The following is a 22,336-nucleotide window of genomic DNA, read 5'->3' as shown; positions in this document are numbered from 1 at the left end:
CCTACATCTGTCCAGACTCTTGCCACCCGAGTCGCATGCGTTGGGCAGGCCCAACCGAGAGGCGCACCGGTTGCCGGAGCGGCCTCAAGCTGCCTTCGATCTGAACGCGGCCGACTCGAATATCCCCTGGTCTCGGCTAGGGGGTGGGCGCATTCTGGGCCGGGTCGACCGCACCCCGAACAGTGGCTGCGGCAACGAACAGCACGATGAGTGCCATGACCGCGGCCACGATGGAGGACCCATCCCACAGCGCGTCCAGCGCGAAGCCGATACCGCCACCGCCGGCGAACGCGACGAGCACAAGGAAATAGGCGGCGGCCGGCCGGATGTGCGGCTGCCCGTCATCGTCGATGCCGCTGCCCACCGCTCGCCCTGTGAGGCTGGCTGCCATCTGGAGCACGAACGTCACAGCGACGTTGCCGTAGAGCATCCCGGTTTCACGGTGGAACGCGTTGCCCTGTACGCCCGCGATGAAGCTGATGGCCCACGCGATCCACCACGGATTCGCGCCCGGCGACCAGTTCACGGCGGCGAGGACTGCAAGGACCCCCACCTCGAAGATCAGCACCTCAGCTGAGTAGGGTCGCTGTTCCCTCCCTCGCCACAGCACGTAGAGGCTGCAGAGGAAGGCGCCGAGCGCGAAAGCGAGCACGGAGGCCGCTGCGGACCACGCCCGGGGGTGGTCGGAGTCGGCGAGGAAGTAGCCGATGGACACGAGGTTCCCGGACTGCACCGTAGAGAAGGTGCCCACCGCCCCGAGCGTCCACGCGTTCAGCAGGCCGGCGACCAGGGCAAGCGAGATCGCGGCCGGCGCAGTTTCGAGGAGCGGGAACCGGCGGTGGGTGGTGGGTGTCGACATCAGACCTCTCAGTTCGGGGCGTGGTCCATGGAAGTCGCCGCTTCCGGCTCCGGGCTTAGACGTGAGTCGAATCCCTTCGGTCGCTGGTCGAAGTACGCAGGCTCATGTCTGAACGAGACTCCGAGGGACAGTCCCGACCGACGAAGGAGAACCCCATGGACTCGGACGACACCGCCGCGCCGCACCACGAGACGCCGACGTTCGGCAACCCCGATCTGCCGCAGGAGGGGGAGGTGAACACCCTCACCCGCCCGCAGAGCACGACGATGACGGGGCCGCAGAACGTGGTCATCGAGTCGCAGTTCCCGAACCAGATTCATGCGCCAGCGACGGACATCTCGACGCAACCGTTCTTTTGGTCGTCGTTCAACATCTCCCCGAGGCGCGTCCAGCGGGGCGGGTGGGCGCGGGAGTTGACGAAGCAGGACTTCCACATCTCGGATGAGATCGCGGGCGTCAACATGTACCTCGAGCCCGGTGGCATCCGTGAGTTGCACTGGCACCAGACTGCGGAGTGGGCGGTCATGGCGCGCGGCAAGGTTCGCGTCACGACGCTCAGCCGGTCGGGCCTCCCGGCGGTCGAGGACGTCGAGGAAGGCGACCTCTGGTTCTTCCCGGCTGGCACTCCGCACTCGTTGCAGGGTCTTGGCCCTGACGGCGGTGAGTTCGTCCTCGCGTTCGACGACGGTGACCAGTCGGAGTCCAACACGCTGCTGCTCACCGATTGGTTCGCGCACACGCCGCCCGAGGTCCTCGCGAAGAACTTCGGCGTCGCGCAGGAAGTCTTCGGGGACATCCCGCTGCACAATCTCTGGATCTTCCCCGGCGACGAGCCGCCTGCCCTCGAGATGGATCAGTCAGCGGCCGGTGTCGAGTGGGGTATGGAACCGGTCATCTTCCGTTTGTCGCGGTCCAAGCCGCTCTACCAGAACAGCGGCGGCAGCATTCAGATCGCGGACTCCACGAACTACGCGTACTCGAACACCGTCGCGGCTGCGCTTGTGACGGTCGAGCCCGGGTCGATGCGGGAGCTGCACTGGCACCCGAACGCGGACGAGTGGCAGTACTACCTGCGCGGCTCGGCCCGGATGACCGTGTTCAACACGGGTCCGCATGCGAACACGACCGACTTCCGCGCCGGTGATGTCGGCGTCGTCCGGAAGAACTTCGGGCACTACATCGAGAACACCGGCGATGACGTGCTGCAGTTCCTCGAGGTGTTCCGCACCGACAGGTATGAGGAGATCTCGCTCGCGAACTGGCTGTCCCACGTGCCGCCGCAGCTCGTGTCAGCGCACCTCGACATCGACCCGACCGTGCTTGCCACCTTCCCGCGTGGCGCGCAGGGAATCACTCCGCTGCGCTGACGGTCCGCCAAGGAGAGCGGCGTGGGTTTCGGGTACCCACGTCGCTCTCCGTTTCGTTATGCGGGTTGCTGAGGTCATCCTCTGGCACGGAGGCGAGCTCGTCTGTACAGGGACGCGACAAGCAGCACACCTGAGGCGACTGCCGCTCCGACAAGCGTGTCGACGAGGCGGCTTCCTGTTGACGCGGCGAGCTGCCCCGGCACGCCTCCGGCGACCAAGAGCAGCGCCATGGGGGTGACGAGCATCAGAGCCAGCATGAGATTTCGCCGCAAGAAGAGCACGAACCCGAAGACCAGCACACCGACGACCGCGATAAGGAAAAGGCCCTCCGGCGTCCACACGAGGAAGGCGAGCGCTCCACCCACCCCCACGGTCGTTCCGACGACACGTTGTGTCAGGCGGACGGTTCCGGCGTAGAGGTCGGAGTCCTTCTGGAGGATTCCGATAGCGGCGAGGAGAACCCACGCCACGTGATGAAGACCGAGGGAGTAGCCGACTGCCATGGAGATGACGACGGCGAAGGAGAGGCGCGACAGGATGCGCTGTGACTCCGGCGTCATCGCGAACGACCACGCCACGTTGTGAGGCCTCACGGCATCGCGGTGGCGCCCCGCTGTCGTGAGGAGCGGAGCGACGACCACGGCGTAGCCGCATGCCGCGCCCAGAGCCACCATCCCGACGATGACCCCGGGCGCCAGCCCCATTCCTCCGTGTTGCGGGGAGGCTGCGAGCTGGGCTGCGGCGCCGGCGCTCAGAACGGGGAAGATCGCACCCGGCGGCCCGACCCCCGTGGACAGGCTCAGCCACGAGCAGATCAGCGCCACAGCGCACACGGCGACAAGGCTGGCAACGAGGTTGGTTCCAGCCACCAGGCCCACGCCCACGGACGCCAGGAATGCGGCGGCGACAATGGGGAGCTTCACGGCACGTTCCCGGCGGCTGCGGTCGGAGAGGTAAAGGACGACGAGCGCTCCGAATGTTGCGAGGAGCCCCAGCTGCAGTTGCCCAGCGAACAGGAACGCGCTGGGGAGCAGCGTCATCGCAATCGCTGCCTCAGTGGCTGCTACCCACGAGCCGGGCGATGGATGGAACGCCACAGCATCGACGAGAGTCCCGTGCAGCGAATGACGCCTGGTTGATGCGGGTCGCGCGTCTCCGGACGTCATCGGCGTCGCGAGCTCGCGCTCTGCGCGGGCACGGCCCGGACGAAGACGCCGACGGCTGCCACCAGGACGATGACCGATGCGTAGCTGACGACAGCTGTGTTCAGCCCCAGGGGGGCAATAGGGAACCCGGCAGCGATGGCGGGTACTCCGAAGGCGAGATGGTTCACGACGTAGATCGCGGAGAAGACCTCGGCGCGCTCGTGAGCGCGTGCGTGTGGGATGACCAGCCCGACGGCTCCGGCGAAGTAGATGAACAGCACGCCTGTCGCAGCGACCAGACCATTGGTCGCCCCCGCACGATGCAGGGGATGAGCCTTGCCGGCACCGGTGTCGTTGGCGATGGCGGCTCTCCTTCCGATGGCGACCGAACAGGTGGAATCGTTGCGACGGTGGTCATGGGCCCGGGATGCGCCCCCAGGTGAGCTCGCTGTGGAACGTTCGGCCGTCCGCGCCCGTGCGTGGGGATGCGCTGAGGATGAGCTGGTCCTTCTCCACCAGCACCTGGCGAATCTGGTCTCCCGTTTGCCAGTTGGTGAACAGCGCCACGTCGACGTGGTGGATGACGGTGTCGCTGTCTGGCTGGACGGTGAAGGGTCCGGCGTAGGCGATGAAGGGACGCGCCATCCTTACCAGTTCGCCGTCACTGGCCGCCAGCGCATCCGAACTCGAACTCGCTGGCCGATCCATGCTGCCGAGTACCGCCGAGACGATTCCGTTGGGACTGTAGGACAGGTACCCGTCCGCGTTCGGCCCGAACTCCGGGCGTCGCTCGCCGTCCTCGAACACCTCGATGACGCTGACAAGCCGCCACGCGCCGACAAGGTCTGCCATTGAAAGGGTCACCTCTTCTTCTCCTGTCGTCCATGGGGGGTGACGGGGTTCGGTAGTTGGATGAGGTGCTGAACGTCGACGGTCTGGGCGAGCGCGTCTGCTCCGTGCAGGACCTCTTGGTCATACGGGGTGAGGCGGGTGCGGTGCTGCTGCAGGTGCTCCTGCCAGCTGCCAACGGCGAAGACTTCGACGAGTACCTGCTCGTGTTCCCTGTCTTCGTAGAGGCCCCATGTGCGTGCGCCGGTCCGCCGTCGGCTGCGTTCGACGAGGGAGGCGTGCGCGATGAATGCCGCGCGGTCCTTCTCATTCACGGTCCACCGCACTGTCACCAGGGTTGCGCCGTCTCCGTCGATGTGCGCGTCCGCGTCCGCCGTCTTCAGCGGCAGTGCGACTGACGCGCGCCGCATGTCCGTGGTGTCGACGAGCGGCCAGATGAGGTGGGTGGTCGCGGCGACAACGGTGACAGCGCCGGCGATGGCGCAGGTGACTACCGCACCCATCCATCCGGCGACCACACCGCTCACAAGACCACCCGCGGCCATCGAGCCGTAGAGCACCATCTGATAGATCGACAGTCCGCGTGAGCGGACCCACACCGGCAAGAACGTCTGCACCGTCCCGTTGAGAGTCGCCACGACCCCGATCCATGAAGCGCCGGCAACGGCGAGGAGAGGAAGCGTGAGGAGGATACTTGGCGATGCGGCAACCCCGACGGTGGCCAGTCCGAATAGCGCCGAACAGGAGAAGACCGTTCGATTCACGCCCACGCGATGGAACCACGACACCAGGAAGGCGGCGGCAATGGAACCGGCGCCAAGGCCCGCCAGAAGGAGCCCGTAGCCGACCGAGTCGAGGGCAAGACGGTCCGTGGCGATGAGTGGGAGGAGCGCGTAGAGCACGCTGCCCGGGACGACGAACAATCCCAACCGGACGTAGATCCGTTTGACGACAGCTGAGTTCGATACGTATCTGATGCCGGCACGAGCAGCGTCGGTGAAGTGCTCGGGCTCGTGTGGGCTGGGAACGTACTTGCGCCAGAAGATGAGGACGAGAAGGAACGCCGCGTAGGAAGCGACGTTGACCGCGAAGACGAAGCCCACCCCGTACGCGGACAGCAGGACGCCCGCAATCGCAGGTCCGATGGCGCGGGCGGTGTTGATGGATATCGCGCTCAGCGACGCTGCCATCGGAATCATCGGCCGCGGCACGATCTCCGTGGCAAGTGCTTGATAGGCGGGCAGCTGCACGGCCGTCGCAGCGCCGAGGAGAAACGTTATGCCCAGCAGCAGGTAGGAAGTGAGTTGGCCGCTGATGGTGAGCCATACGAGCGCGCCGCTGATGACGACTTGGAGTGCCTGCATCCAGATCAGCAGCCATCGCCGGTTGAGGAGTTCGCCGAGAACACCGGCAGGGATGCCAAAGAGGAGAACCGGTGCGGCGGACGCGGTCTGGATGAGCGCGATGAGAAGTGGTGAGGTGTGCTGCTCGACGAGGAACCATTGGGCCCCGACTGTCTGCATCCACGTGCCGATGTTGCTGACCAGTGCGGTGAGCCAGAGCGCTCGGTAGATGGGGACGGTGAGCGGGGCCCACACGTGCACCGGCGCGCCGTCGGTGAGAGGCCCGGAGTCAGCACCCGCCGGCTGCCTACCGTCCACCTTCGCCGGCGTCATTCGCGGTTGGCGTCGGTTTCGAGGACGACGGTGCCGATGACGTCACCGGACTCGAGTCGTCTGTGCGCGGCCGCGGCTTGAGCCAGCGGGAAGACCGAGTCGACGACCGCACGGATTCGTCCCGCCTCGATGAGGGGGAACACATCCCGAACGACTCCTGCCGTGATCCGGGACTTCTGGTCTGCGGGTCGAGCGCGCAGGAGAGTAGCCGACAGGCTTGCTCGCCGTGACATCAGTTCCCACAGGTCCAAGCGTGTGGATGATGCGGAGCCGCCGATGGTGACCAGATGGCCGTCGGGAGCAAGACATTCAATATTCCGCGCAAGGTATGGAGCTCCGATGATGTCGAGGACGGCGTCCACACCCCGCCCGTCGGTGTGGGCGAGGGTCTGCCTCACGAAGTCCTGGGTGCGGTAGTTGATGGCGACGTCGGCGCCGAGGTTGAGGATCGCGTCTGTCTTGACGGTCGATCCACCGGTGCTGAGCACCCGCGTGCCAATGGCCTTTGCCCACTGCACCGCGAACGAGCCGATGCCGCCGGCTCCGCCGTGGATGAGCACGCTCTGCCCTTCGCGGAGCCCGACAATCATGGAGAGGTTCGAGTAGACCGTGCACGCGACCTCGGGCAGCGCCGCCGCTTCGACCATGGTGAGGCCATGGGGCACGGGCATCACCTGCACGGCGGGGACGACGACCTCCTCCGAGTAGCCGCCGCCGGTGAGCAGGGCGCAGACCCGGTCGCCGATTTGCCATGCATCGACGCCGCCGCCGACGGCAGAGATGACTCCGGCGCATTCCAGCCCCAGACCCGGCGGGGCGCCCGGGGGCACGGGATACTGACCTCGCCGCTCGAGTAAGTCGGCATTGTTGACGCCGGCCGCGTGGACGGTGATACGGATTTCACCCGGCCCCGGCTCAGTGCGCGGGACAGGGATCAGACGCAGGACGTCGGGTGGTCCGGGGTGCGTGAAGCGGACGGCTGATGTCATGACTTCCTTCTGGTCTTCGGTGACGAACGACCGGGGGTGGCAGAATGCTCACCCCCGGCCTTTCGTGTTCAGTGCTCGTCGTAGTGGTCGTCGTGCGCGGCGTGCCGGTGACCGTCGTGGACGTAGTCCACGTGGTCGTCATGCGCGACGGCTTCGTGACCGCACGCCTCCCCGTGCTCGTGGTCTGAGACGGCGTGATGCGCGACATGCGTATCCGTGGTCATGTTCACGATCCCGTTCAGGAGGCCGCGGACCGCGGGTGGGCGTTCGCGTAGGCAACGATGCTGGCGGCGTAGTGCGGCGTCTCGATCTCGCAGTGCTGACCGGATGCCTTCTGGCGGGCGGCGGCGGCCTCTTCGTATGTCTGACCCTTGTCCGCGATGAACTTGAGGAAGTCCTCGGTCGGGTGCGACGTGACCGTGTTGACGTAGCGCAGCTGGTCGCCCTCGAGCTGTTCAATGCCGAGCTCCCAGATCACCTGCGTGGTCGTCCAGCCGGCCGGGGAGAGCACGTCGGAGATGGAGACCATCTTGCAGTAGTGCGGGCTGGCGACCTCGTAGCGGTACTGCTGGATGACCAGGCCGGAGCCGATCATCTCGATGTTGATGGACATCGGGGTGCCGTCGTCGTCCACCGTGTAGCCGGCGGCCTTGTGGTCACCGGGCGCACAGCGCTGGTATTCGTGGGTCGGGAGGTTCTTCAGCCACGCCTCGATGTCGATGTCGTCGAAGTTGGCGGTGACGTCTGCGGTGATGACCGCGTGCGAGAGCACCAGGTCGGAGCGGACAGTTGCGCTCATGGGCGGATCCTTTCGATTGGCCGGATGTCAGCGACACAGAGTCAAGCGCTCTGGCGCTTCTCGCGCCTCGACAAATGACGAAGGTTGGCGGTGAGACGGGGCAAGCCGGGGCCAGCCGGCCGTACCGGAACGCGGTGTACGTTCATGAGGTGCTTGTTGAGGGCGAGCAGGCGCGTCGGATGGGCCTCGACGCGCTGGCCGGAACTGTGGCCGGTCGGTTCCGCACGCCGCTTCGTGGTCGTGCCCCGGAGATAGAGACGGTGGCGCGCGCCTTCACATCCGTCGAAGCTGGCCAGACGGAGCTGACGGCACTAGTCGGTGACCCAGGCATCGGGAAGACGCGCCTTGTCCAGCACGCCCTTCGCATGGCCGAGGAACGTGGCTGGTCCACACTCGTCGTCGCGCCCGGACCCGACTCCGCTACAGCCCCGTTGGGTGCGCTTCTGGAAGCAGCCCAGAGCACCACTGCGCGGCTGGTCACCGACAAGGAGGTCTCCGGCCTCCTGCACGGGCCGGCACCTCAGTACTGGCTCACCCGGTTGCTGGCAGACCGACTGGAGTCCCTCGCCGCTGAGGATCGACTGCTGGTCATCGTCGACGATCTGCAGTGGCTCGACGCGGGTTCACTCGGCGTGATCACCGCTCTCCTCAGAGACCTCCAGGGCATCCCGGTGTACTGGATGTTCGCGAGCCGCACGGGGAACTACGGTCCTAGCCACGCGCGATTCATGGCAGTCGTCGCCTCGGTCGGAACAGTCATCGACATCCTCCCCATCGACGCGCAGGCTGTCAGCGCGGTCGCCCGCGACCGACTCGGCGCGGCTCCTGGACCGTCGCTCGCGCATGCGATGGAACGCGCTGGTGGCTACCCGCTGATCCTGCTCGAGCTGCTGCAGGGTATGGAGGAGGAAGGTCTGCTCCGCGTCAACCGCGGCGTCATCGACCTGGAACGGGACGTCGTTCCGGCCCGTTTCGGGACGTCAGCACGGGAGCGGCTCAGCCGAGTGAGTAAGGACGCACTGCAGGTGGCTCAGGTCGGCAGCCTCTACGGTCGCGAGTTCCCGGTCGCCGGGGTGTTTGGAGTCCTTGGCCGCACGGCCGCTGAAGGGGCGCCGGCGGTCCAGGAGCTCATAGACCTCGGATTCATCATCGACACCGGAACGTCTCTCTGTTTCCGGCATGACACGGTGCACTCCGCGGCGCAAGACAGCTTGCCACCCAGTCTCCGACGTGTGATGGCCAGGGAGGTGCTGAGCCGTCGTCTTCAGGCAGGTGAACGCCCTGCTGCTCTCGCACGGACCATAGCGAGCGTCGCCGACTCGGAGGATGAAGATTCCATCGAACTGCTCGTCGTCGCAGCCATCCAACTTGCTGAGACGGATGCGCAGGGGGCGTCCGAGCTCGCCGTTCTTGCCTCACGCCTCGCAGGCGGTCAGCCTTGGCACACGGAGAGAGTCGCGGCGCTCGTTCCGATTCTCCTCACCGGCGCGCCGGTGCATGAGGCGATGGAGATCAGTCGCGCGCTGATGCCGGCTCTTTCCGCTGAGTCGCGGGCTCGGGTGGGGCTAGCGGTCGCCCGTCGACTTACCGAGTACGACTTCGACGCCGCCATTGCCGAGGCCACTGAGGCGCTGTCGATCCCCGGCGTCTCAGATGCCACCCGTGTACAGCTTCTCGCTGTCCGCGCTCTCAACCACGCCAACATCGCCGACTCGACAGGTCTGCGCACGCAGCTCGATCTCGCACGAGCTGCCGCGGACGACGAACGAGACGGCATCGCTTTGGCAACGCTGGATGCGAGCGAGTCGGTGCTCTTCTTCTATCAGGGGCAGTTCGAGGCCGCCGAACGTCTGCAGAGGCGCGCGGAGCAGCGCATCGCTGACTCTGGCGCCAGCCCGAATCTGTGGCTACCCGAAGGACTGTGGCTGGCGTTCATGCGGAACACTCTTGGGGACGGTGAGGGGTCTCTGCGCCTTGTCGAGGCCGGTCTGGCTGAAGCACGCTCAGGACGGCACGTGACCGCTGAGGCGTACTGGCTGATGGTGAGAGTTCGGGCGCTTTACGACCTCGGGCGGCTCGAGGATGCCCGAGTGCTTGCGGAGGCAGTGCTCGATCTTGCCGCGCAGCTGGGTCTCGGTGACTTTGCCAACGCGACCGCCGGCATTGTTCTCCATAGGGTCGGTATGCACACCGGTGACATCCACCTTCGAGAACAGACTCGTCCGCTTGTGGATGAACTGGCCGGCGGAACCACCCTCACGCGAACGGGGCGGTGGAGTCTGGCGCTCGAGTCTCTCGACGGCGGACGCCCGGAGGACGCCCACGCGTTCTCGAACCTGGCATGGTCGTCCATCGAAGAGCCGATCCCGTCCATGACCACACCGAGTGATTTCGGCGATCACATCACGCTCGCCATCATCTGCCGTGCAGTGGACGACGAACCTTCGCTGGCAAGGATCGCGGACGTGACAGCCATGCGTGCGGCACGCCATCCTGCCAACCATCTCGTTCAGGCGGTGTCCGCCGCCACACGTGGTATCCGCGACGGCAGCAGCGCCGACCTCTACGAAGCCGTCGAACATCTGCGTCAGGTCGAGCGGCCGTTGGTGCTGGCTCGGGTGCTCGAATCGGTCGGCCAACTTGACGTCGGTCAGGAAGGTCCGCTGAGGGAAGCGCTCGCCATCTACGACGATCTGGGCGCAGCACGAGATGCTGACCGTGTGCGCCACACCTTGCGGCAGCGCGGGGTAAGAACCCGGTTGGTCGCGTCTGACCAGAACGACACGAGGAGCGGTCTGACGCCACGGGAGTTCCAAGTCGCCGAGCGGATTGCCGCCGGCCGCACCACTCAGCAGATTGCGGACGATCTCCTTCTGTCACCCCACACGGTCGTCGCACATATCCGCCACATCTTCACCAAGTGGCGCGTGAACACTCGGCGCGAGGTGAAAGAACAGATGCTCGCAGCACGACCGCGACCGGAGCAGTCCTCTTAGACACGGTGCACCGATTCTTCGGAACATGCGATGTCCCGCCGAGGAGCGGGGGATGTGGAGGCGCGGGCGGCTCTCCTACCGTTGTCGAAGTTGACGAGACGAGGAGTCGAGGATGGTGATGTACAGCGCCACGCTGGGAGACTTTCTACGAGCGCGACGCGATACCTGCCAGCCGGAGGACGTGGGCCTGATTCGTGAAGCGGGCAGACGCGTCCCTGGGCTTCGTCGAGATGAGGTTGCGCGGCTCGCTGGGATGAGCAGCGAGTATTACATGAGGCTCGAGCAAGGACGCGTCGGCAGTCCGTCCCGCCAGGTGCTGGATGCGATAGCGCGCGCTCTGCAGCTCAGCGTGTTGTCAACCGATTACCTCTATCGTCTCGCCGGAATCGGCGCCCCTCGGGTGTCGACTCACGCACCGCATGCGCGCGAGGCGCTCGACAGGGTGCTACGGCGCTGGCGTTTCACACCGGCGTACATCATGGATTGCAACTTCGACATCGTGGCCGCGAATGACCTCATGGTCGCAGTGTCGCAGGGTGATATCAGAGCCGGCGTGAACGCGGTTCAATTGACTTTCTCAGACGACCGGCGCCGGACGCTGGATGACTGGGAGCGGACCGCGAGGGAGACTGTCGCAGCCTTCCGTTATCGGACGGACGAGAGGTCTTCCCGGCACCGCGAGGTCCTCCAATCCGTTGCAGCCGACCGCGACTTCGCCCGCCTGTGGAAGCTGCACGAAGTGAACGTCCCCCTGAACTACGAGGTACGCGCGACGGTGGAGGGACTCGGTGAACTGTGCGTCGACATCCAGAACTTCACCCTCCCCGACTTCAACGGCCACACCGTCACCGTGTACACGGCCGAGGAAGGGTCGTTCACGGACTCCGTCATCCGGAACCTCGCGCTGTCTCTCGGTGTCGCCGCGTAGAACGGATCCTGTTCGCGGTGCCCTTCGACGAATGTCGGAACGGTCACGACAAACGCACAAGCTGCAGCGCGCGCCCGAACGGTTAATGACGAACGACCCGAACTGGAAGCTCCCGGCCGTACCGACGTTCCTCCTCAGCAGCTCAGACTTCGACGACCACGGACTGTTGCCTGAGTGGGCGCGCGGCTCCGCAGCCGGCATCGACTGGCAGGCCGCCGACTGACCTTATTCGAGGGAGGGAGCGTTATCACCGCTCCCTCCCTCGACGCTCAGTCTTCTTCCTGCGACAGCAGCCGCGATTCCCAGTCGACGGGGACGCGTCCCTCCGGTCCGGGTGCGCTCTGCGTGGCCGGATGCTGCGTCGGCGGGAACAGAAGTGGCCCGGAGAGGTCGACCTCCTCGAGATAGTCCCACCACCAGTCCTCGCCCGGTTCAAAGCTCTGAACGAAACGGTGTCCGGTGTCGCGGAAGTGGCGGGCGGCGTGCTTGTTCAACGACGAATCGCAACAGCCCACATGCCCGCACGCAGCGCACCGTCGCAGGTGTAGCCACCACGAACCCTGGTCGAGGCATTCGCGGCAACCGTTCCCGGTCGGCGGCACATTCTGGTCGATCTGGTCGTCCATCCGGCAACGGTAAGCACGGCATGCATCGGGAGAATCAGACAGGCGTCGCAAACGTCGTGGGTCACGATGAGCTCTGCCTGGTGACGTCAGGGACAGCCTGTGGGTAGTCCCATCATGCCCACGCGCACTCCTGAGCCGCGGACGTACCGTTCCTTTATCGCGCACCGTCGAGGAACAGGAGAGCACCATGGAAGGCCAGCGAATCGTCGAGCACCTCGCACATGAGCTCGCTCGTTCTGTGGTCGTCGTGGACCGGGAAGGCGCCGTCGTCGGCGTTAGCTACCGCGCGGACGACTACGAGCTTCTCCAGCGCGGGTCCGTGTCCAGCCCGACCGACATCGTTCAAGACTGGTTTCGGGAGACAGCGCGCGGCGCTCAGCACCGGGGACGGGGGGCCTCCGGTGCTGAAGCCGACGCCTCATGGATCACCGTGCCGCTGCTCGTAGACGGTGACGTCACAGGATGGGCTCTCATCGCAGCGCGAGACCAAGAGCTTCGCTCGACGGAGCTGGCGGTCGTAGACATCGCGGCCGAGCTGCTCTGGACGGCTCACTCCCGGCCCACACTCGGCGGGGAAGGGCGGCGGACCGTTCTCCGCAACCTCCTGGACGCGGACCCTGGGATCAGAAGGGCAAGCCTTCGCCGCGCGTCGAAGCAACGGTGGGTGGATCGCCACGACAAGTCCGATGTGCACGCGCTGGTCTACGACGACGAGGTCGGCCCGCTGGAACGGCTGCGACTGACGCATGCCCTCTGCAGAAACCTTCCCGGCCGAGCCGAGGTGCTGAGGGAACGCGACGACGCCGTGTTCATCATCACCAGCCGAGTCAAAGTGGGCTCTGACATCGACGCCCTCATCCGCGCGTGGGCCCTCAGTCAGCAGGTTGCCTTGAAAACCGTCGGCACTGCAGCGCTTCGCCCCGAAGACGAAGATCTTGCCCGATCCGCGCACGCAGCGCTGACGGCAGCCGAACTCAGCCAGTCGATCCCGGAGCTCGCCGATGTCACCAGTGGCGACGGGCTGGGTGGGTGGGCGCTGCTGCAGGCAGTGAAAGGCCATCGTGGGCTCCTCGCGGTGGCGTCACCTGCGGCGGAGCTCCTCTGCGCGCTCGGGGACACGAACCGCGAGACGGTGGAGGCGTACCTCGACGCCGCCGGCCACGTACGTGCTGCGTGCGAACAGCTGCACATCCACCGCACGACCCTGTACTACCGCCTCGACAACCTCCCCGACCTTGTGAAGGCCGCTCTCGCGGACGGGATGCAGCGGAGCACTCTGCACCTGGCTCTCAAGCTCGACCGACTGTGGGCGGCCGCCGGGGTCTGAGGTCATCCCTGTGAAAGGTATCCATGTACGAGGGTGACGGCCGTTGTCTTGTCCTCTCCAGGCGTGGATCTGGTGCCAGGCGGCGATTCGGAAGCCGTCGACGCGGAAGCTCGCGAAGCTCATCACCGACTGCGGTTCTTTCGACGGGAGGGCGAGGAGCATGGCGAGTTCTGCGAGAACGACGCCAGTCGAGATTGCGCGACCGTAGGTAGCCCTGTCAGAGCCAGTGTGCGAAGCGTTCTTGGTTCGTACACTCGGCAGGTGGAGATTGCATGAGCAAGACCAGACGCGTGCCCATCGCCCCCCAGAGTGTCGATGCTCCGCTGACAGGGTCGGCGGTGTTCCTCGTCGTCACCGTCAGCGACAGCACCGATGCGTACGCCTCGGTCCGCTCAGCGCTGTCAGACCTCTCCGGACTGCTGAAGACCGTCGGATTCCGTGACCTCGATGCGGCGCTCGCCTGCACCGTCGGTATCGGGGCGCGGGTGTGGGCAGAGCTCACCGGCCGCCCCCTCCCGGCCGAGCTGCACACGTTTGCGCCGGTGCGCGGTGCTGTGCACGAGGCGCCCTCCACCCCTGGCGACCTGCTCTTCCACATCCGCTCGAACCGCCGAGACCTCTGCTTCGAGTTCGAGCGTCTCCTGCTCGAAGAGCTCGGTTCAGCGGTGACCGTGGTGGATGAGACCGAGGGCTTCCGGTACTTCGATGTCCGGGACCTCCTCGGATTCGTGGACGGCACCGCGAACCCGGTCGGTCCCGACCTTCCCGATTCGACGCTCATCGGGGAGGAAGACCCGGCGGGGATCGGCGGCAGCTACGTCGTGGTGCAGAAGTACACGCACCCGCTGGACAAGTGGAATGCACTGACGACCGAGCAGCAGGAGGCCATCATCGGCCGCCGAAAGTCCGATGGCGTCGAACTCGACGATGCGGAGTCAGGTCAGAAGGCACACAAGACGCTGGCGACCATCGTCGACGACGAGGGCGTCGAGCACGACATCCTCCGCGACAACATGCCGTTCGGTAGCCCGGCAACCGAGATGGGCACCTACTTCATCGGCTACTCACGTCGCCTCTCCGTCATCGAGAAAATGCTCGAGCGGATGTTCATCGGCGACCCACCAGGACTGCACGACCGGTTGCTGGACTTCTCCACGCCCATCACCGGCTCCGCGTTCTTCGTACCGCCGGCCGACGTGCTCGAAGAGCTGGAGGACGTGACCTCCACGCCCTGAGATTCGTCAACTGTCGGAGCCGCCCGCGCCGCCCCAACGTAGCGTGGACGTATGTCGCAGAACGTCGCCGACCTCTTCATCTCCACCCTCGTCCGAGCCGGGGTCACTCGTGTATGGGGCCTTCCCGGGGACTCGCTGAATGGCTTCACGGATGCGCTGAGGCGTTCCGGGGAACTGGAGTGGATGCACGTCCGCCACGAGGAGGCTGCTGCGTTCGCCGCCGCCGGTGAAGCGCACGTCACCGGTGAGCTCGCGGTCGTCGCAGGCAGCTGCGGACCCGGCAACCTGCACTTCATCAACGGGCTGTTCGACGCGCAGCGAAGCCGAGTGCCGGTGTTGGCCATCGCCTCCCACATCCCGAGTCCGGAGATCGGCAGCTCCTACTTCCAGGAGACCCACCCGCAGGAGCTTTTCCGCGAGTGCAGCGACTACGTCGAACTGGTCAGCGATCCCGCACAGCTCCCGTGGGTCCTCGAGACCGCGATGCGCACCGCAGTTGAGAAGAGGGGCGTGGCAGTCGTCGTCGTCCCGGGCGACATCTTCCACCGCGATGCGCCCATCCGCCGTCCCTCCGCACCGATTCGTGCCACGACGCCCCGCATCCTGCCTGGCGAGGAGGAGCTCGCACGGGCCGCGGAGACGCTGAACACCGTGAAGAACGTCACGATCCTCGCCGGCGCCGGTGTGGAAGGCTCGCACGCCGAGGTGCTCGCGCTGGCGGGGAAGGTGAAGGCTCCGATCGTTCACGCGTTCCGCGGCAAGGAGCACATCGAGTACGACAACCCGTTCGACGTCGGAATGACCGGGCTGCTCGGCTTCGCCTCCGGGTACCGCGCGATGGAGCGGTGCGATGTCCTTCTCATTCTCGGGTCGGACTTCCCGTACCGCGAGTTCTACCCGGAGAAGGCGACCATCATCCAGGTCGACATCCGCGGAGAACAGCTCGGGCGTCGGACGCCCGTCGATGTCGGACTCGTCGGTGACGTCGGGGAGACCGCACGCGCTCTCGTTCCGCTGATTCGCGACGGCCGCTCCGACGACCACCTGAACGACAGCCTCAAGCACTACCGCTCCACGCGGAAGGAGCTCGACGAGCTGGCGAACGACGACGGCAAGGAACCCATCCACCCGCAGTACCTCGCCAAGCTGATCGACGACCTCGCCGACGAGGATGCCATCTTCACCGCCGACGTCGGCTCACCGGTCATGTGGGCCGCCCGCTACCTCAAGATGACACCCGAGCGCCGACTCATCGGATCGTTCAGCCACGGCTCGATGGCGAACGCCGTACCGCAGGCCCTCGGCGCCCGCGCCGCCGCGCCTCACCGTCAGGTGGTCGCCCTGGCCGGCGACGGCGGGCTTTCGATGCTCATGGGAGAGCTGATCTCCATCCGGCAGAACGACCTGGCCGTCAAGATCGTCGTCTTCAACAACTCCTCCCTGAACTTCGTGGAGTTGGAGATGAAGGCCGCAGGCACCGTGAACTTCGGCACGGACCTGGCACAGACCGACTTCGCCGCCATAGCCCAGGCATCGGGCATCGCCGGGTACCGAGTTGAGAAGGCGAGCGAGCTGGCTCAGACGCTGGAGCGCGCGTTCGACGAGCCTGGCTCCGCGCTCATCGACGTCGTCGTCGCTCGACAGGAGCTCAGCATCCCGCCGTCCATCACCGCGGCGCAGGCGAAGGGATTCGCGCTCTATGCGCTTCGAACGGTGTTCTCCGGCCGCGGCGACGAGCTACTCGATCTGGCGGACACGAACGTGTGGCGGCGCCTCTTCCACTGAGCCGGTGGCGCCTGGAGTTCGAATTGCGGCGGTGTCCAACTGGTTCCCGGCGCTCGTGCGCCTGTTACGGCGCCCGGCCAGCATAACAGCACGGTCCGGATAGGCTGGCTCCGTGCTGCTGAGTGACCGCGACATCCGGCTCGAGATCGACGCGGGGCGCCTCGCGCTCGACCCGTGGGACCCCGCGATGGTGCAGCCCTCGAGTGTCGATGTGAGGCTCGACCGGTACTTCCGGCTGTTCGACAACCACAAGTACCCGTTCATCGATCCGGCCGAGGACCAGCCCGAGCTGACGCGCCTCATCGAGGTCGACCCCGAGGAGCCGTTCATCCTCCACCCGGGCGAGTTCGCGCTCGGTTCGACCTTCGAGCAGATCACTCTCCCCGACGACATCGCGGCTCGCCTCGAAGGCAAGTCGTCGCTCGGCCGCCTGGGCCTGCTGACCCACTCGACCGCGGGCTTCATCGACCCCGGATTCTCGGGCCACGTCACGCTCGAGCTCTCCAACGTCGCGACGCTGCCCATCAAGCTCTGGCCGGGCATGAAGATCGGACAGGTCTGCTACTTCCGCCTCACCTCGCCCGCCGAGAGCCCTTACGGCTCAGGGCCGTACGGCAACAGGTATCAGGGGCAGCGCGGGCCCACCGCATCCCGTTCCTTCCAGAACTTCCACCGCAGCGACGTGGGCGCGACGGATGCCGGGAGCCGCGGCGCCTGAAACCCTCAGGGTGCCGGCTCGACGATCTCCGGCTCGCGCGCGTAGACGTGCACCTGCTCGCCATCGAGCACGAACTGCAGCGCCGTGCCTTCGGCGAAGCGTTCGCGCAGCTCCGACGGTGCCTGTCTTCCGACCACCAACGCCGCCTGCGCGGGGAACGAGCCCGCGCCGCACGAACCGCCGAGATAGGACGGGTTGTCGCCCACTCCGCTGAAGACGATCAGGCAGGGCACCTCCCCCTGGGTGCCGTCGCCCGTCACCTGAGGCTGCGACAGCACCGACAGGCCGTAGAACGACTCGAAGGCGAGCGAGTCCTCCGTCGGGCCGCCCCAGACCTCCTCGGGCCAATCGGCGTCGGGATCCACGCCGAGCACGCCGACCCGGCCCGCCTCCATGCTCTGCACGAGCACCGTGAGCCCGGCGCCGACGAGCACCGCGGCGACGACAGAGGCTGCCCACAGGACGGGGATGCGCCGCCACCACGGGCGGACGGCCGCCGCCTCAGGGGTCTTCGTGGCGTCGGGATCGACGACGTCGTCACCGGCGTCGCTTGCCGAGTCGGCAGCCGGGCCCACGCGCCAGGAGACTCCCGCCGACGCGCCAGCGGCGACATGAGCGGGCGTGGGGACCGCTGCGCCCGCGCGGTCGTCCGCGCTCGGAGCGTTCGCGGGGGAGGGGGAGCCGTGCTCGTCGCGATCCGGGGCGATCGGGTCCGCCGAGGCCGCGACATCCGTCTCCTCCGATGCGGGCGGGGCGAGCCCCGGCCGTTCCGCGCCCTCCTCGTCGCCCTCGAACGCAGACCTGCGCGGGGCTCCGCCATTGGTCGAGAGACGCGCGCTCGCCGCGATGCTCGCGGCGCTCGCGGCGGCGGCCTGCTCCTCCAGCTCGCTCAGCCTGGCCAGAGCCGCCGGGTCGTCGTGGATGTCGGCGTCGCGTCCGTACGCGCGCTCGCGGAGCTCGGCGAGCTCGTCACGCGAGGAGTCGGTCGGCGTTGACATCGAGGCCATCCTTCCCCATCGCGCCCGGCCCGCTAGCTTCCGACGACGAGGGCGAGCGACGTGTCGCCGCAGGCGAGCACCGACGTGCCGCCGGGCAGGCGGACGGGAACCGGCGACAGCGCCCGCACGGCGGCGGTGAGGTCGTCATCGCGCAGCATCGAGCCCGGCTCGCGGCGCGCGTCGGTCGAGGTCACGACCCGACCCGAGGCGTTGACGAGGGTCGCAGGCGTCTCGCCCGCGCGCAGCACAGGAAGGAGCACGCGTTCGAGCCGGTCGACCAGGGCATCCGCGCCGACGACGCCGATCATCGCACCGTCGCGCACCACGGGCGTGGTGATCGTGACGGTGTAGTCGTCGGTGCACACGTAGTCGACGTACGGGCCGGTGAGGTGCCGGGTGCCGGTCGCCTGCGGAACACGCCACCACTCCAGTGCGGTGTAGTCGCGGAACTGCTCGTGGGTCGGGTCGTCGATCGTGGCCAGCCGGCGCACCCCGTGGGTCGAGCCGGTGGTTCCGAGCCACCAGGCGAGGTGCCATTCGGCGTCCGTCAGCGCGCCCGGCGCCGCCACGAAACCCGCGCCGGTGAGCAGCGTCTCTCCCGAGACGGCCGGCACCGCGAATGCCTCGACGAGCGGATCGATCGCCTGCGTCGTCAGCGCGGGGGCGGGCGCGAGCTGCTCCTCGAGCAGATCGCGCCATCCGTCGATCATGGCGAAGATGCCGTCGATGGTCGCGGCGACGCTGATCGCCACATCGGCCGGAGACCTCGTCGCGATGGTGGTCATGGGACGTCCTTCGGGTCGGATGCCGCGTCCTCGGTGCGCGCGTCGATGCGCGCTCGCTCGTCGATGAGCCATTCGAAGGCGCTGTTGATATGTGTGATCGTCTCCGCGCGGGCCTCGTCGGGTGCGACGTCGCGGATGGCGTCGATGACCCGCAAACGGGCGATGGCGCTGCGGTCACGGTACTCCTGCTCCCGCAGGCACATCCAGAGGAGGGAGCCCGCCTCTCCCTGCAGGCGCATCTCCTCGTGCACGAGGCGCGGCGACTGGCTCACCGCCGCGACCTCGAGCTGGAACCGGCTCACGGCTCGCCGCGCGCCGCCGGCCGTCGTGAGATCAGCGGCGTCGGCGATCCGCTCGAGCGTCTCGACATCGTCGTCGCTCGCGCGGCCTGCGGCGGTCTCGGCCGCCGTGCCGGCTATCGCCGAGGTGTGCAGGGCGAAGTCGCGCAGCTCGATTCGACTGAGCTCGCGCAGCCGCCTCTCCAGGAGACGGGTCGCGGCGTCGCGGTCGAATGTGACGAAGCTGCCGCCGTCGCGGCCGCGCCGCGTCTTGACGAGCCCTTTGTCGCGCAGCACCTCCAGCGCCTCGCGCGCGGTGACGAGGGCCACCCCGAGGCTGCGTGACAGGTCGGCTTCTGTGGGCAGCCGTTCGCCGTCGTGGAGGACGCCGGTCACGATCGCATCGGTGAGCCGCTTCTCGACGAGCTCGGCCCTGCCGGTGCCGTCGAGGGGGGCGAAGACGACGGCGCGGGCGGCGTCGACTCTTCCCGTCGCGTGCGGCATCAGGCTCCCGTGTGGACGGCGGAAGAACTCGTCCTCCGCAACTGTGACCCGACCGTAACACGGCCACTCCTCTTTTGACATATGGATCCATATGATTTAGTTGCATCGACATCGAGGGAGACGTCCATGACCGCGCAGCAGCCCGCCATCCGGCTGACCGGCCTCACGAAGGAGTTCGGGGCCGTCACCGCCGTCGACCACGTCGACCTCGAGATCGCCGCCGGCGAGTTCTTCTCGATGCTGGGGCCCTCGGGATCGGGCAAGACCACCGTGCTGCGGCTGATCGCCGGCTTCGAGCAGCCGACCGACGGCACGATCCAGCTGTTCGGACAGGACGTCACGAAGAAGGCGCCCTTCGACCGCGACGTGAACACCGTCTTCCAGGACTACGCGCTGTTCCCGCACATGACGGTTCTCGACAACGTCGCCTACGGGCTCCGCGTCCGGGGGATGGGGCGTGCGAAGCGCCGCGACCTGGCGATGACGGCGCTCGCCGCGGTGCGCCTCGACCAGCTGGCCGCGCGCAAGCCGTCGCAGCTCTCGGGCGGTCAGCGCCAGCGGGTCGCGCTCGCCCGCGCCACCGTCGTGCAGCCGAAGGTGCTGCTGCTCGACGAACCGCTCGGCGCGCTCGACCTCAAGCTCCGCGAGCAGATGCAGGTCGAGCTCAAGCAGATCCAGCGCGACCTCGGCATCACCTTCATCTTCGTCACGCACGATCAGGAGGAGGCGCTGACGCTCTCCGACCGGATCGCGGTCTTCCACGACGGCAGGATCATCCAGCTCGGCACTCCGCAGGATCTGTACGAGCGTCCGGCGTCGCGCTTCGTGGCGGACTTCGTGGGCACATCCAACCTGTTCGACCACGAGCGGTCCGCGGCCCTCATCGGGCGAGAGGGCGAGCATTCCATCCGCCCCGAGAAGCTCACGCTGGCTTCGTCGGCCGCCTCGGCGCCGGGAGAGCACTCGGCCGAGGGGACCGTGGTCGAGTCGATCTACGTGGGAAGCGGCATCCGTCGCGTCATCGACCTGGATGCCGGCATGCGGGTGACCGTGCTCGAACGCAACGACCGCACCCGCCTGGCGGACGACGATCGCGGAAACCGTGTGCACGTCACGTGGCACGACGAGGACGTCGTCTCCCTGATCCCGCCGGGCACGTGAGACCCGGCCCCGAGACCTGGGCGCCCGAGCCCCGGAACACAGCAGCACAGCACCCGAGAGGAAACACCATGATGCGCACATCACGCGGAGCGCGGTTCGCCGCGACCGCCCTGGCGGTCGGGTCGATCGCCGTCCTGGCCGGCTGCGGCACGTCCAGCGGCAGCAGCTCGCCGACGGAAGCCGTCGACGAGCTCGGAGACTACGAAGACGAAGTCTCGATCATCGCGTGGGCCGGCTATGTCGAGGACGGCAGCAACGACCCCGACTACGACTGGGTCTCGGGGTTCGAGGAGAAGACCGGCTGTCAGGTCACGTCCAAGACGTTCAACACCTCGGACGAGGCCGTCACCCTGATGAAGACCGGCGACTACGACGTCGTCTCGGCCTCGGGCGACGCCTCGCTCCGCCTCGTCGCGGCGGGTGACGTGCAGCCGGTGAACGTGGACCTCATCCCGAGCTACGAGGGCATCTACGACTTCCTCAAGGACCAGCCGTGGAACACCGTCGACGGCGAGCACTACGGCGTGCCCCACGGCTACGGCGCCAACCTGCTCCTGTACAACACGGATGTCGTGACGCCGGCGCCCACCTCGTGGGACGTCGTCTTCGACGACGCGGCGGACTACTCGGGCAAGATCACGGCGTACGACAACCCGATCTACATCGCGGACGCCGCCGTCTACCTGATGGCCCACCAGCCCGACCTGGGGATCGAGAATCCCTACGCGCTGGACGAGACGCAGTTCCAGGCGGCCGTCGACCTGCTCAAGGAGCAGCGCCAGCATGTCGGCGAGTACTGGTCCGACTACCTGAAGGAGATCCAGGCGTTCGAGACCGGCGACTCCGTCGCGGGCACGACGTGGCAGGTCATCCAGAACGTCCTCGCCGGCGAGGGCGCGACCACCGACGTCGTGCTGCCCGACGAGGGGGCCACCGGCTGGTCGGACACGTGGATGATCTCCTCCACGACGAAGCACCCGAACTGCTCGTACGCGTGGCTCGACTGGATCGCGAGCCCGGAGGTCAACGGCGTGGCCACCTCGTACTTCGGCGAGGCGCCGTCGAACGACGCGGCCTGCGACTATCGCGAGGACTGCGAGGCGTACCACGCTGGTGACGCCGACTACGCATCGCAGATCTGGTACTGGACGACCCCGATCGCCGAGTGCCTCGACGGTCGCACCGACGTCGAGTGCATGGATTACTCGGCCTGGACCGAGGCCTGGTCCGAGATCAAGGGCTGATCCCTTCGCAGCACGCCGGGGGTGGACGGATGCCGCCGCCCCCGGCATCGACCGACCCCGAACCCGG

At 67.1% G+C, this 22,336-nt stretch carries 22 protein-coding genes; 10 read left to right on the top strand and 12 right to left on the bottom strand.

All coding sequences use genetic code 11. From position 1 onward, the window contains the following. Window positions 1-136: 136 nt before the first annotated feature. A complete protein-coding gene (locus RS82_RS11330) occupies window positions 137-859 on the bottom strand; it encodes a YoaK family protein (RefSeq protein WP_045299452.1) in 723 nt (240 codons plus the stop codon). Window positions 860-1,014: 155 nt separating this feature from the next. On the opposite strand from RS82_RS11330, the gene RS82_RS11325 reads away from it, so the two are divergent. After that, window positions 1,015-2,226: a cupin domain-containing protein gene (locus tag RS82_RS11325; protein WP_045299449.1), complete on the top strand. Its 1,212-nt coding sequence runs from the start codon at window positions 1,015-1,017 to the stop codon at window positions 2,224-2,226. 74 nt (window positions 2,227-2,300) lie between these two features. On the opposite strand, the gene RS82_RS11320 is transcribed toward RS82_RS11325, so the two are convergent. From RS82_RS11320 to RS82_RS11295, 7 genes are all read right to left on the bottom strand, one after another. Continuing rightward, a complete protein-coding gene (locus tag RS82_RS11320; protein ID WP_045299447.1) occupies window positions 2,301-3,266 on the bottom strand; it encodes an FUSC family protein in 966 nt (321 codons plus the stop codon). A 122-nt stretch (window positions 3,267-3,388) separates the two neighbouring features. Further along, window positions 3,389-3,652, bottom strand: coding sequence for a hypothetical protein (locus RS82_RS11315; protein ID WP_045299446.1), 264 nt, complete (start codon window positions 3,650-3,652; stop codon window positions 3,389-3,391). Between the two features lie 133 nt (window positions 3,653-3,785). Beyond that, window positions 3,786-4,223, bottom strand: a complete 438-nt coding sequence (locus tag RS82_RS11310; RefSeq protein ID WP_045299628.1) for a lipocalin-like domain-containing protein — start codon at window positions 4,221-4,223, stop codon at window positions 3,786-3,788. A gap of 8 nt (window positions 4,224-4,231) precedes the next feature. Next, on the bottom strand, window positions 4,232-5,896 hold the full coding sequence (locus RS82_RS11305; RefSeq protein WP_052676789.1) for an MFS transporter: 1,665 nt from the start codon (window positions 5,894-5,896) through the stop codon (window positions 4,232-4,234). After that, entirely contained in the window at window positions 5,893-6,885 is a 993-nt protein-coding gene (locus tag RS82_RS11300; protein WP_045299444.1) for an NAD(P)H-quinone oxidoreductase, read from the bottom strand. Before RS82_RS11300 ends, RS82_RS11305 begins: the two co-directional genes overlap by 4 nt. Before the next feature lie 68 nt (window positions 6,886-6,953). Then, window positions 6,954-7,109: a zinc transporter permease gene (locus tag RS82_RS21050; protein ID WP_084695588.1), complete on the bottom strand. Its 156-nt coding sequence runs from the start codon at window positions 7,107-7,109 to the stop codon at window positions 6,954-6,956. 14 nt (window positions 7,110-7,123) lie between these two features. After that, window positions 7,124-7,684 (bottom strand): hypothetical protein, encoded by a 561-nt coding sequence (locus RS82_RS11295; RefSeq protein ID WP_045299442.1) that lies wholly within the window; start codon window positions 7,682-7,684, stop codon window positions 7,124-7,126. A 74-nt stretch (window positions 7,685-7,758) separates the two neighbouring features. On the opposite strand from RS82_RS11295, the gene RS82_RS11290 reads away from it, so the two are divergent. The 3 genes from RS82_RS11290 (at window position 7,759) to RS82_RS21365 (ending at window position 11,831) form a co-directional block, all read left to right on the top strand. Then, window positions 7,759-10,680: an AAA family ATPase gene (locus tag RS82_RS11290; protein ID WP_045299440.1), complete on the top strand. Its 2,922-nt coding sequence runs from the start codon at window positions 7,759-7,761 to the stop codon at window positions 10,678-10,680. A gap of 112 nt (window positions 10,681-10,792) precedes the next feature. Next, the gene (locus tag RS82_RS11285; RefSeq protein ID WP_052676788.1) at window positions 10,793-11,608 is read left to right on the top strand and encodes a helix-turn-helix domain-containing protein; all 816 of its coding nucleotides are present in this window, start codon (window positions 10,793-10,795) and stop codon (window positions 11,606-11,608) included. Window positions 11,609-11,693: 85 nt separating this feature from the next. Next, window positions 11,694-11,831 carry a hypothetical protein gene (locus RS82_RS21365; RefSeq protein WP_157005527.1) on the top strand — a complete coding sequence of 46 codons (138 nt, stop codon included), beginning with the start codon at window positions 11,694-11,696 and terminating at the stop codon, window positions 11,829-11,831. Between the two features lie 46 nt (window positions 11,832-11,877). Here the strand turns inward: RS82_RS21365 and RS82_RS11280 are convergent, their stop codons facing one another. Next, window positions 11,878-12,234, bottom strand: a complete 357-nt coding sequence (locus RS82_RS11280) for a UBP-type zinc finger domain-containing protein (RefSeq protein ID WP_045299438.1) — start codon at window positions 12,232-12,234, stop codon at window positions 11,878-11,880. A 187-nt stretch (window positions 12,235-12,421) separates the two neighbouring features. Between RS82_RS11280 and RS82_RS11275 the strand changes: the two genes are divergently transcribed. From RS82_RS11275 to dcd, 4 genes are all read left to right on the top strand, one after another. Continuing rightward, window positions 12,422-13,561, top strand: coding sequence for a PucR family transcriptional regulator (locus RS82_RS11275; protein ID WP_045299433.1), 1,140 nt, complete (start codon window positions 12,422-12,424; stop codon window positions 13,559-13,561). A gap of 272 nt (window positions 13,562-13,833) precedes the next feature. Further along, window positions 13,834-14,796, top strand: coding sequence for a Dyp-type peroxidase (locus tag RS82_RS11270; RefSeq protein WP_045299431.1), 963 nt, complete (start codon window positions 13,834-13,836; stop codon window positions 14,794-14,796). Window positions 14,797-14,847: 51 nt separating this feature from the next. Continuing rightward, the gene (gene poxB, locus RS82_RS11265; RefSeq protein WP_045299429.1) at window positions 14,848-16,581 is read left to right on the top strand and encodes a ubiquinone-dependent pyruvate dehydrogenase; all 1,734 of its coding nucleotides are present in this window, start codon (window positions 14,848-14,850) and stop codon (window positions 16,579-16,581) included. Window positions 16,582-16,693: 112 nt separating this feature from the next. After that, window positions 16,694-17,299 (top strand): dCTP deaminase, encoded by a 606-nt coding sequence (dcd, locus tag RS82_RS11260; protein WP_045299427.1) that lies wholly within the window; start codon window positions 16,694-16,696, stop codon window positions 17,297-17,299. A gap of 5 nt (window positions 17,300-17,304) precedes the next feature. Here dcd and RS82_RS21825 read toward each other — a convergent pair whose 3' ends face one another. Genes RS82_RS21825 through RS82_RS11245 form a run of 3 tightly spaced genes read right to left on the bottom strand, consistent with a single transcriptional unit; the run spans window position 17,305 to window position 19,864 of the window. Then, window positions 17,305-18,297 (bottom strand): hypothetical protein, encoded by a 993-nt coding sequence (locus tag RS82_RS21825; protein ID WP_052676787.1) that lies wholly within the window; start codon window positions 18,295-18,297, stop codon window positions 17,305-17,307. A 32-nt stretch (window positions 18,298-18,329) separates the two neighbouring features. Beyond that, window positions 18,330-19,082 (bottom strand): cache domain-containing protein, encoded by a 753-nt coding sequence (locus tag RS82_RS11250; RefSeq protein ID WP_045299425.1) that lies wholly within the window; start codon window positions 19,080-19,082, stop codon window positions 18,330-18,332. Further along, a complete protein-coding gene (locus RS82_RS11245; RefSeq protein WP_045299423.1) occupies window positions 19,079-19,864 on the bottom strand; it encodes a FadR/GntR family transcriptional regulator in 786 nt (261 codons plus the stop codon). Before RS82_RS11245 ends, RS82_RS11250 begins: the two co-directional genes overlap by 4 nt. A 126-nt stretch (window positions 19,865-19,990) precedes the next feature. Between RS82_RS11245 and RS82_RS11240 the strand changes: the two genes are divergently transcribed. Beyond that, on the top strand, window positions 19,991-21,025 hold the full coding sequence (locus tag RS82_RS11240) for an ABC transporter ATP-binding protein (protein WP_045299422.1): 1,035 nt from the start codon (window positions 19,991-19,993) through the stop codon (window positions 21,023-21,025). Between the two features lie 68 nt (window positions 21,026-21,093). Further along, window positions 21,094-22,269, top strand: a complete 1,176-nt coding sequence (locus RS82_RS11235) for an ABC transporter substrate-binding protein (protein WP_211255915.1) — start codon at window positions 21,094-21,096, stop codon at window positions 22,267-22,269. The last annotated feature ends 67 nt before the right edge of the window (window positions 22,270-22,336 follow it).

Origin of the sequence: Microbacterium trichothecenolyticum (assembly GCF_000956465.1) — a bacterium.
In the GTDB taxonomy this organism is placed as follows: Bacteria; Actinomycetota; Actinomycetes; order Actinomycetales; family Microbacteriaceae; genus Microbacterium; species Microbacterium trichothecenolyticum.
Note: the sequence above shows the minus strand (reverse complement) of the source record. Positions and strands in the feature narration are given on the sequence as shown.

Excerpts from the sequence above, each read along its gene's own strand:
- RS82_RS11330 (WP_045299452.1), bottom strand. The coding sequence starts at position 859 with ATGTCGACACCCACCACCCACCGCCGGTTCCCGCTCCTCGAAACTGCG.
- RS82_RS11325 (WP_045299449.1), top strand. The coding sequence starts at position 1,015 with ATGGACTCGGACGACACCGCCGCGCCGCACCACGAGACGCCGACGTTC.
- RS82_RS11320 (WP_045299447.1), bottom strand. The coding sequence starts at position 3,266 with ATGACGCTGCTCCCCAGCGCGTTCCTGTTCGCTGGGCAACTGCAGCTG.
- RS82_RS11310 (WP_045299628.1), bottom strand. The coding sequence starts at position 4,223 with ATGGCAGACCTTGTCGGCGCGTGGCGGCTTGTCAGCGTCATCGAGGTG.
- RS82_RS11305 (WP_052676789.1), bottom strand. The coding sequence starts at position 5,896 with ATGACGCCGGCGAAGGTGGACGGTAGGCAGCCGGCGGGTGCTGACTCC.
- RS82_RS11300 (WP_045299444.1), bottom strand. The coding sequence starts at position 6,885 with ATGACATCAGCCGTCCGCTTCACGCACCCCGGACCACCCGACGTCCTG.
- RS82_RS21050 (WP_084695588.1), bottom strand. The coding sequence starts at position 7,109 with ATGACCACGGATACGCATGTCGCGCATCACGCCGTCTCAGACCACGAG.
- RS82_RS11295 (WP_045299442.1), bottom strand. The coding sequence starts at position 7,684 with ATGAGCGCAACTGTCCGCTCCGACCTGGTGCTCTCGCACGCGGTCATC.
- RS82_RS11290 (WP_045299440.1), top strand. The coding sequence starts at position 7,759 with ATGACGAAGGTTGGCGGTGAGACGGGGCAAGCCGGGGCCAGCCGGCCG.
- RS82_RS11285 (WP_052676788.1), top strand. The coding sequence starts at position 10,793 with ATGGTGATGTACAGCGCCACGCTGGGAGACTTTCTACGAGCGCGACGC.
- RS82_RS21365 (WP_157005527.1), top strand. The coding sequence starts at position 11,694 with ATGACGAACGACCCGAACTGGAAGCTCCCGGCCGTACCGACGTTCCTC.
- RS82_RS11280 (WP_045299438.1), bottom strand. The coding sequence starts at position 12,234 with ATGGACGACCAGATCGACCAGAATGTGCCGCCGACCGGGAACGGTTGC.
- RS82_RS11275 (WP_045299433.1), top strand. The coding sequence starts at position 12,422 with ATGGAAGGCCAGCGAATCGTCGAGCACCTCGCACATGAGCTCGCTCGT.
- RS82_RS11270 (WP_045299431.1), top strand. The coding sequence starts at position 13,834 with ATGAGCAAGACCAGACGCGTGCCCATCGCCCCCCAGAGTGTCGATGCT.
- poxB (WP_045299429.1), top strand. The coding sequence starts at position 14,848 with ATGTCGCAGAACGTCGCCGACCTCTTCATCTCCACCCTCGTCCGAGCC.
- RS82_RS21825 (WP_052676787.1), bottom strand. The coding sequence starts at position 18,297 with ATGTCAACGCCGACCGACTCCTCGCGTGACGAGCTCGCCGAGCTCCGC.
- RS82_RS11250 (WP_045299425.1), bottom strand. The coding sequence starts at position 19,082 with ATGACCACCATCGCGACGAGGTCTCCGGCCGATGTGGCGATCAGCGTC.
- RS82_RS11245 (WP_045299423.1), bottom strand. The coding sequence starts at position 19,864 with ATGCCGCACGCGACGGGAAGAGTCGACGCCGCCCGCGCCGTCGTCTTC.
- RS82_RS11240 (WP_045299422.1), top strand. The coding sequence starts at position 19,991 with ATGACCGCGCAGCAGCCCGCCATCCGGCTGACCGGCCTCACGAAGGAG.
- RS82_RS11235 (WP_211255915.1), top strand. The coding sequence starts at position 21,094 with ATGATGCGCACATCACGCGGAGCGCGGTTCGCCGCGACCGCCCTGGCG.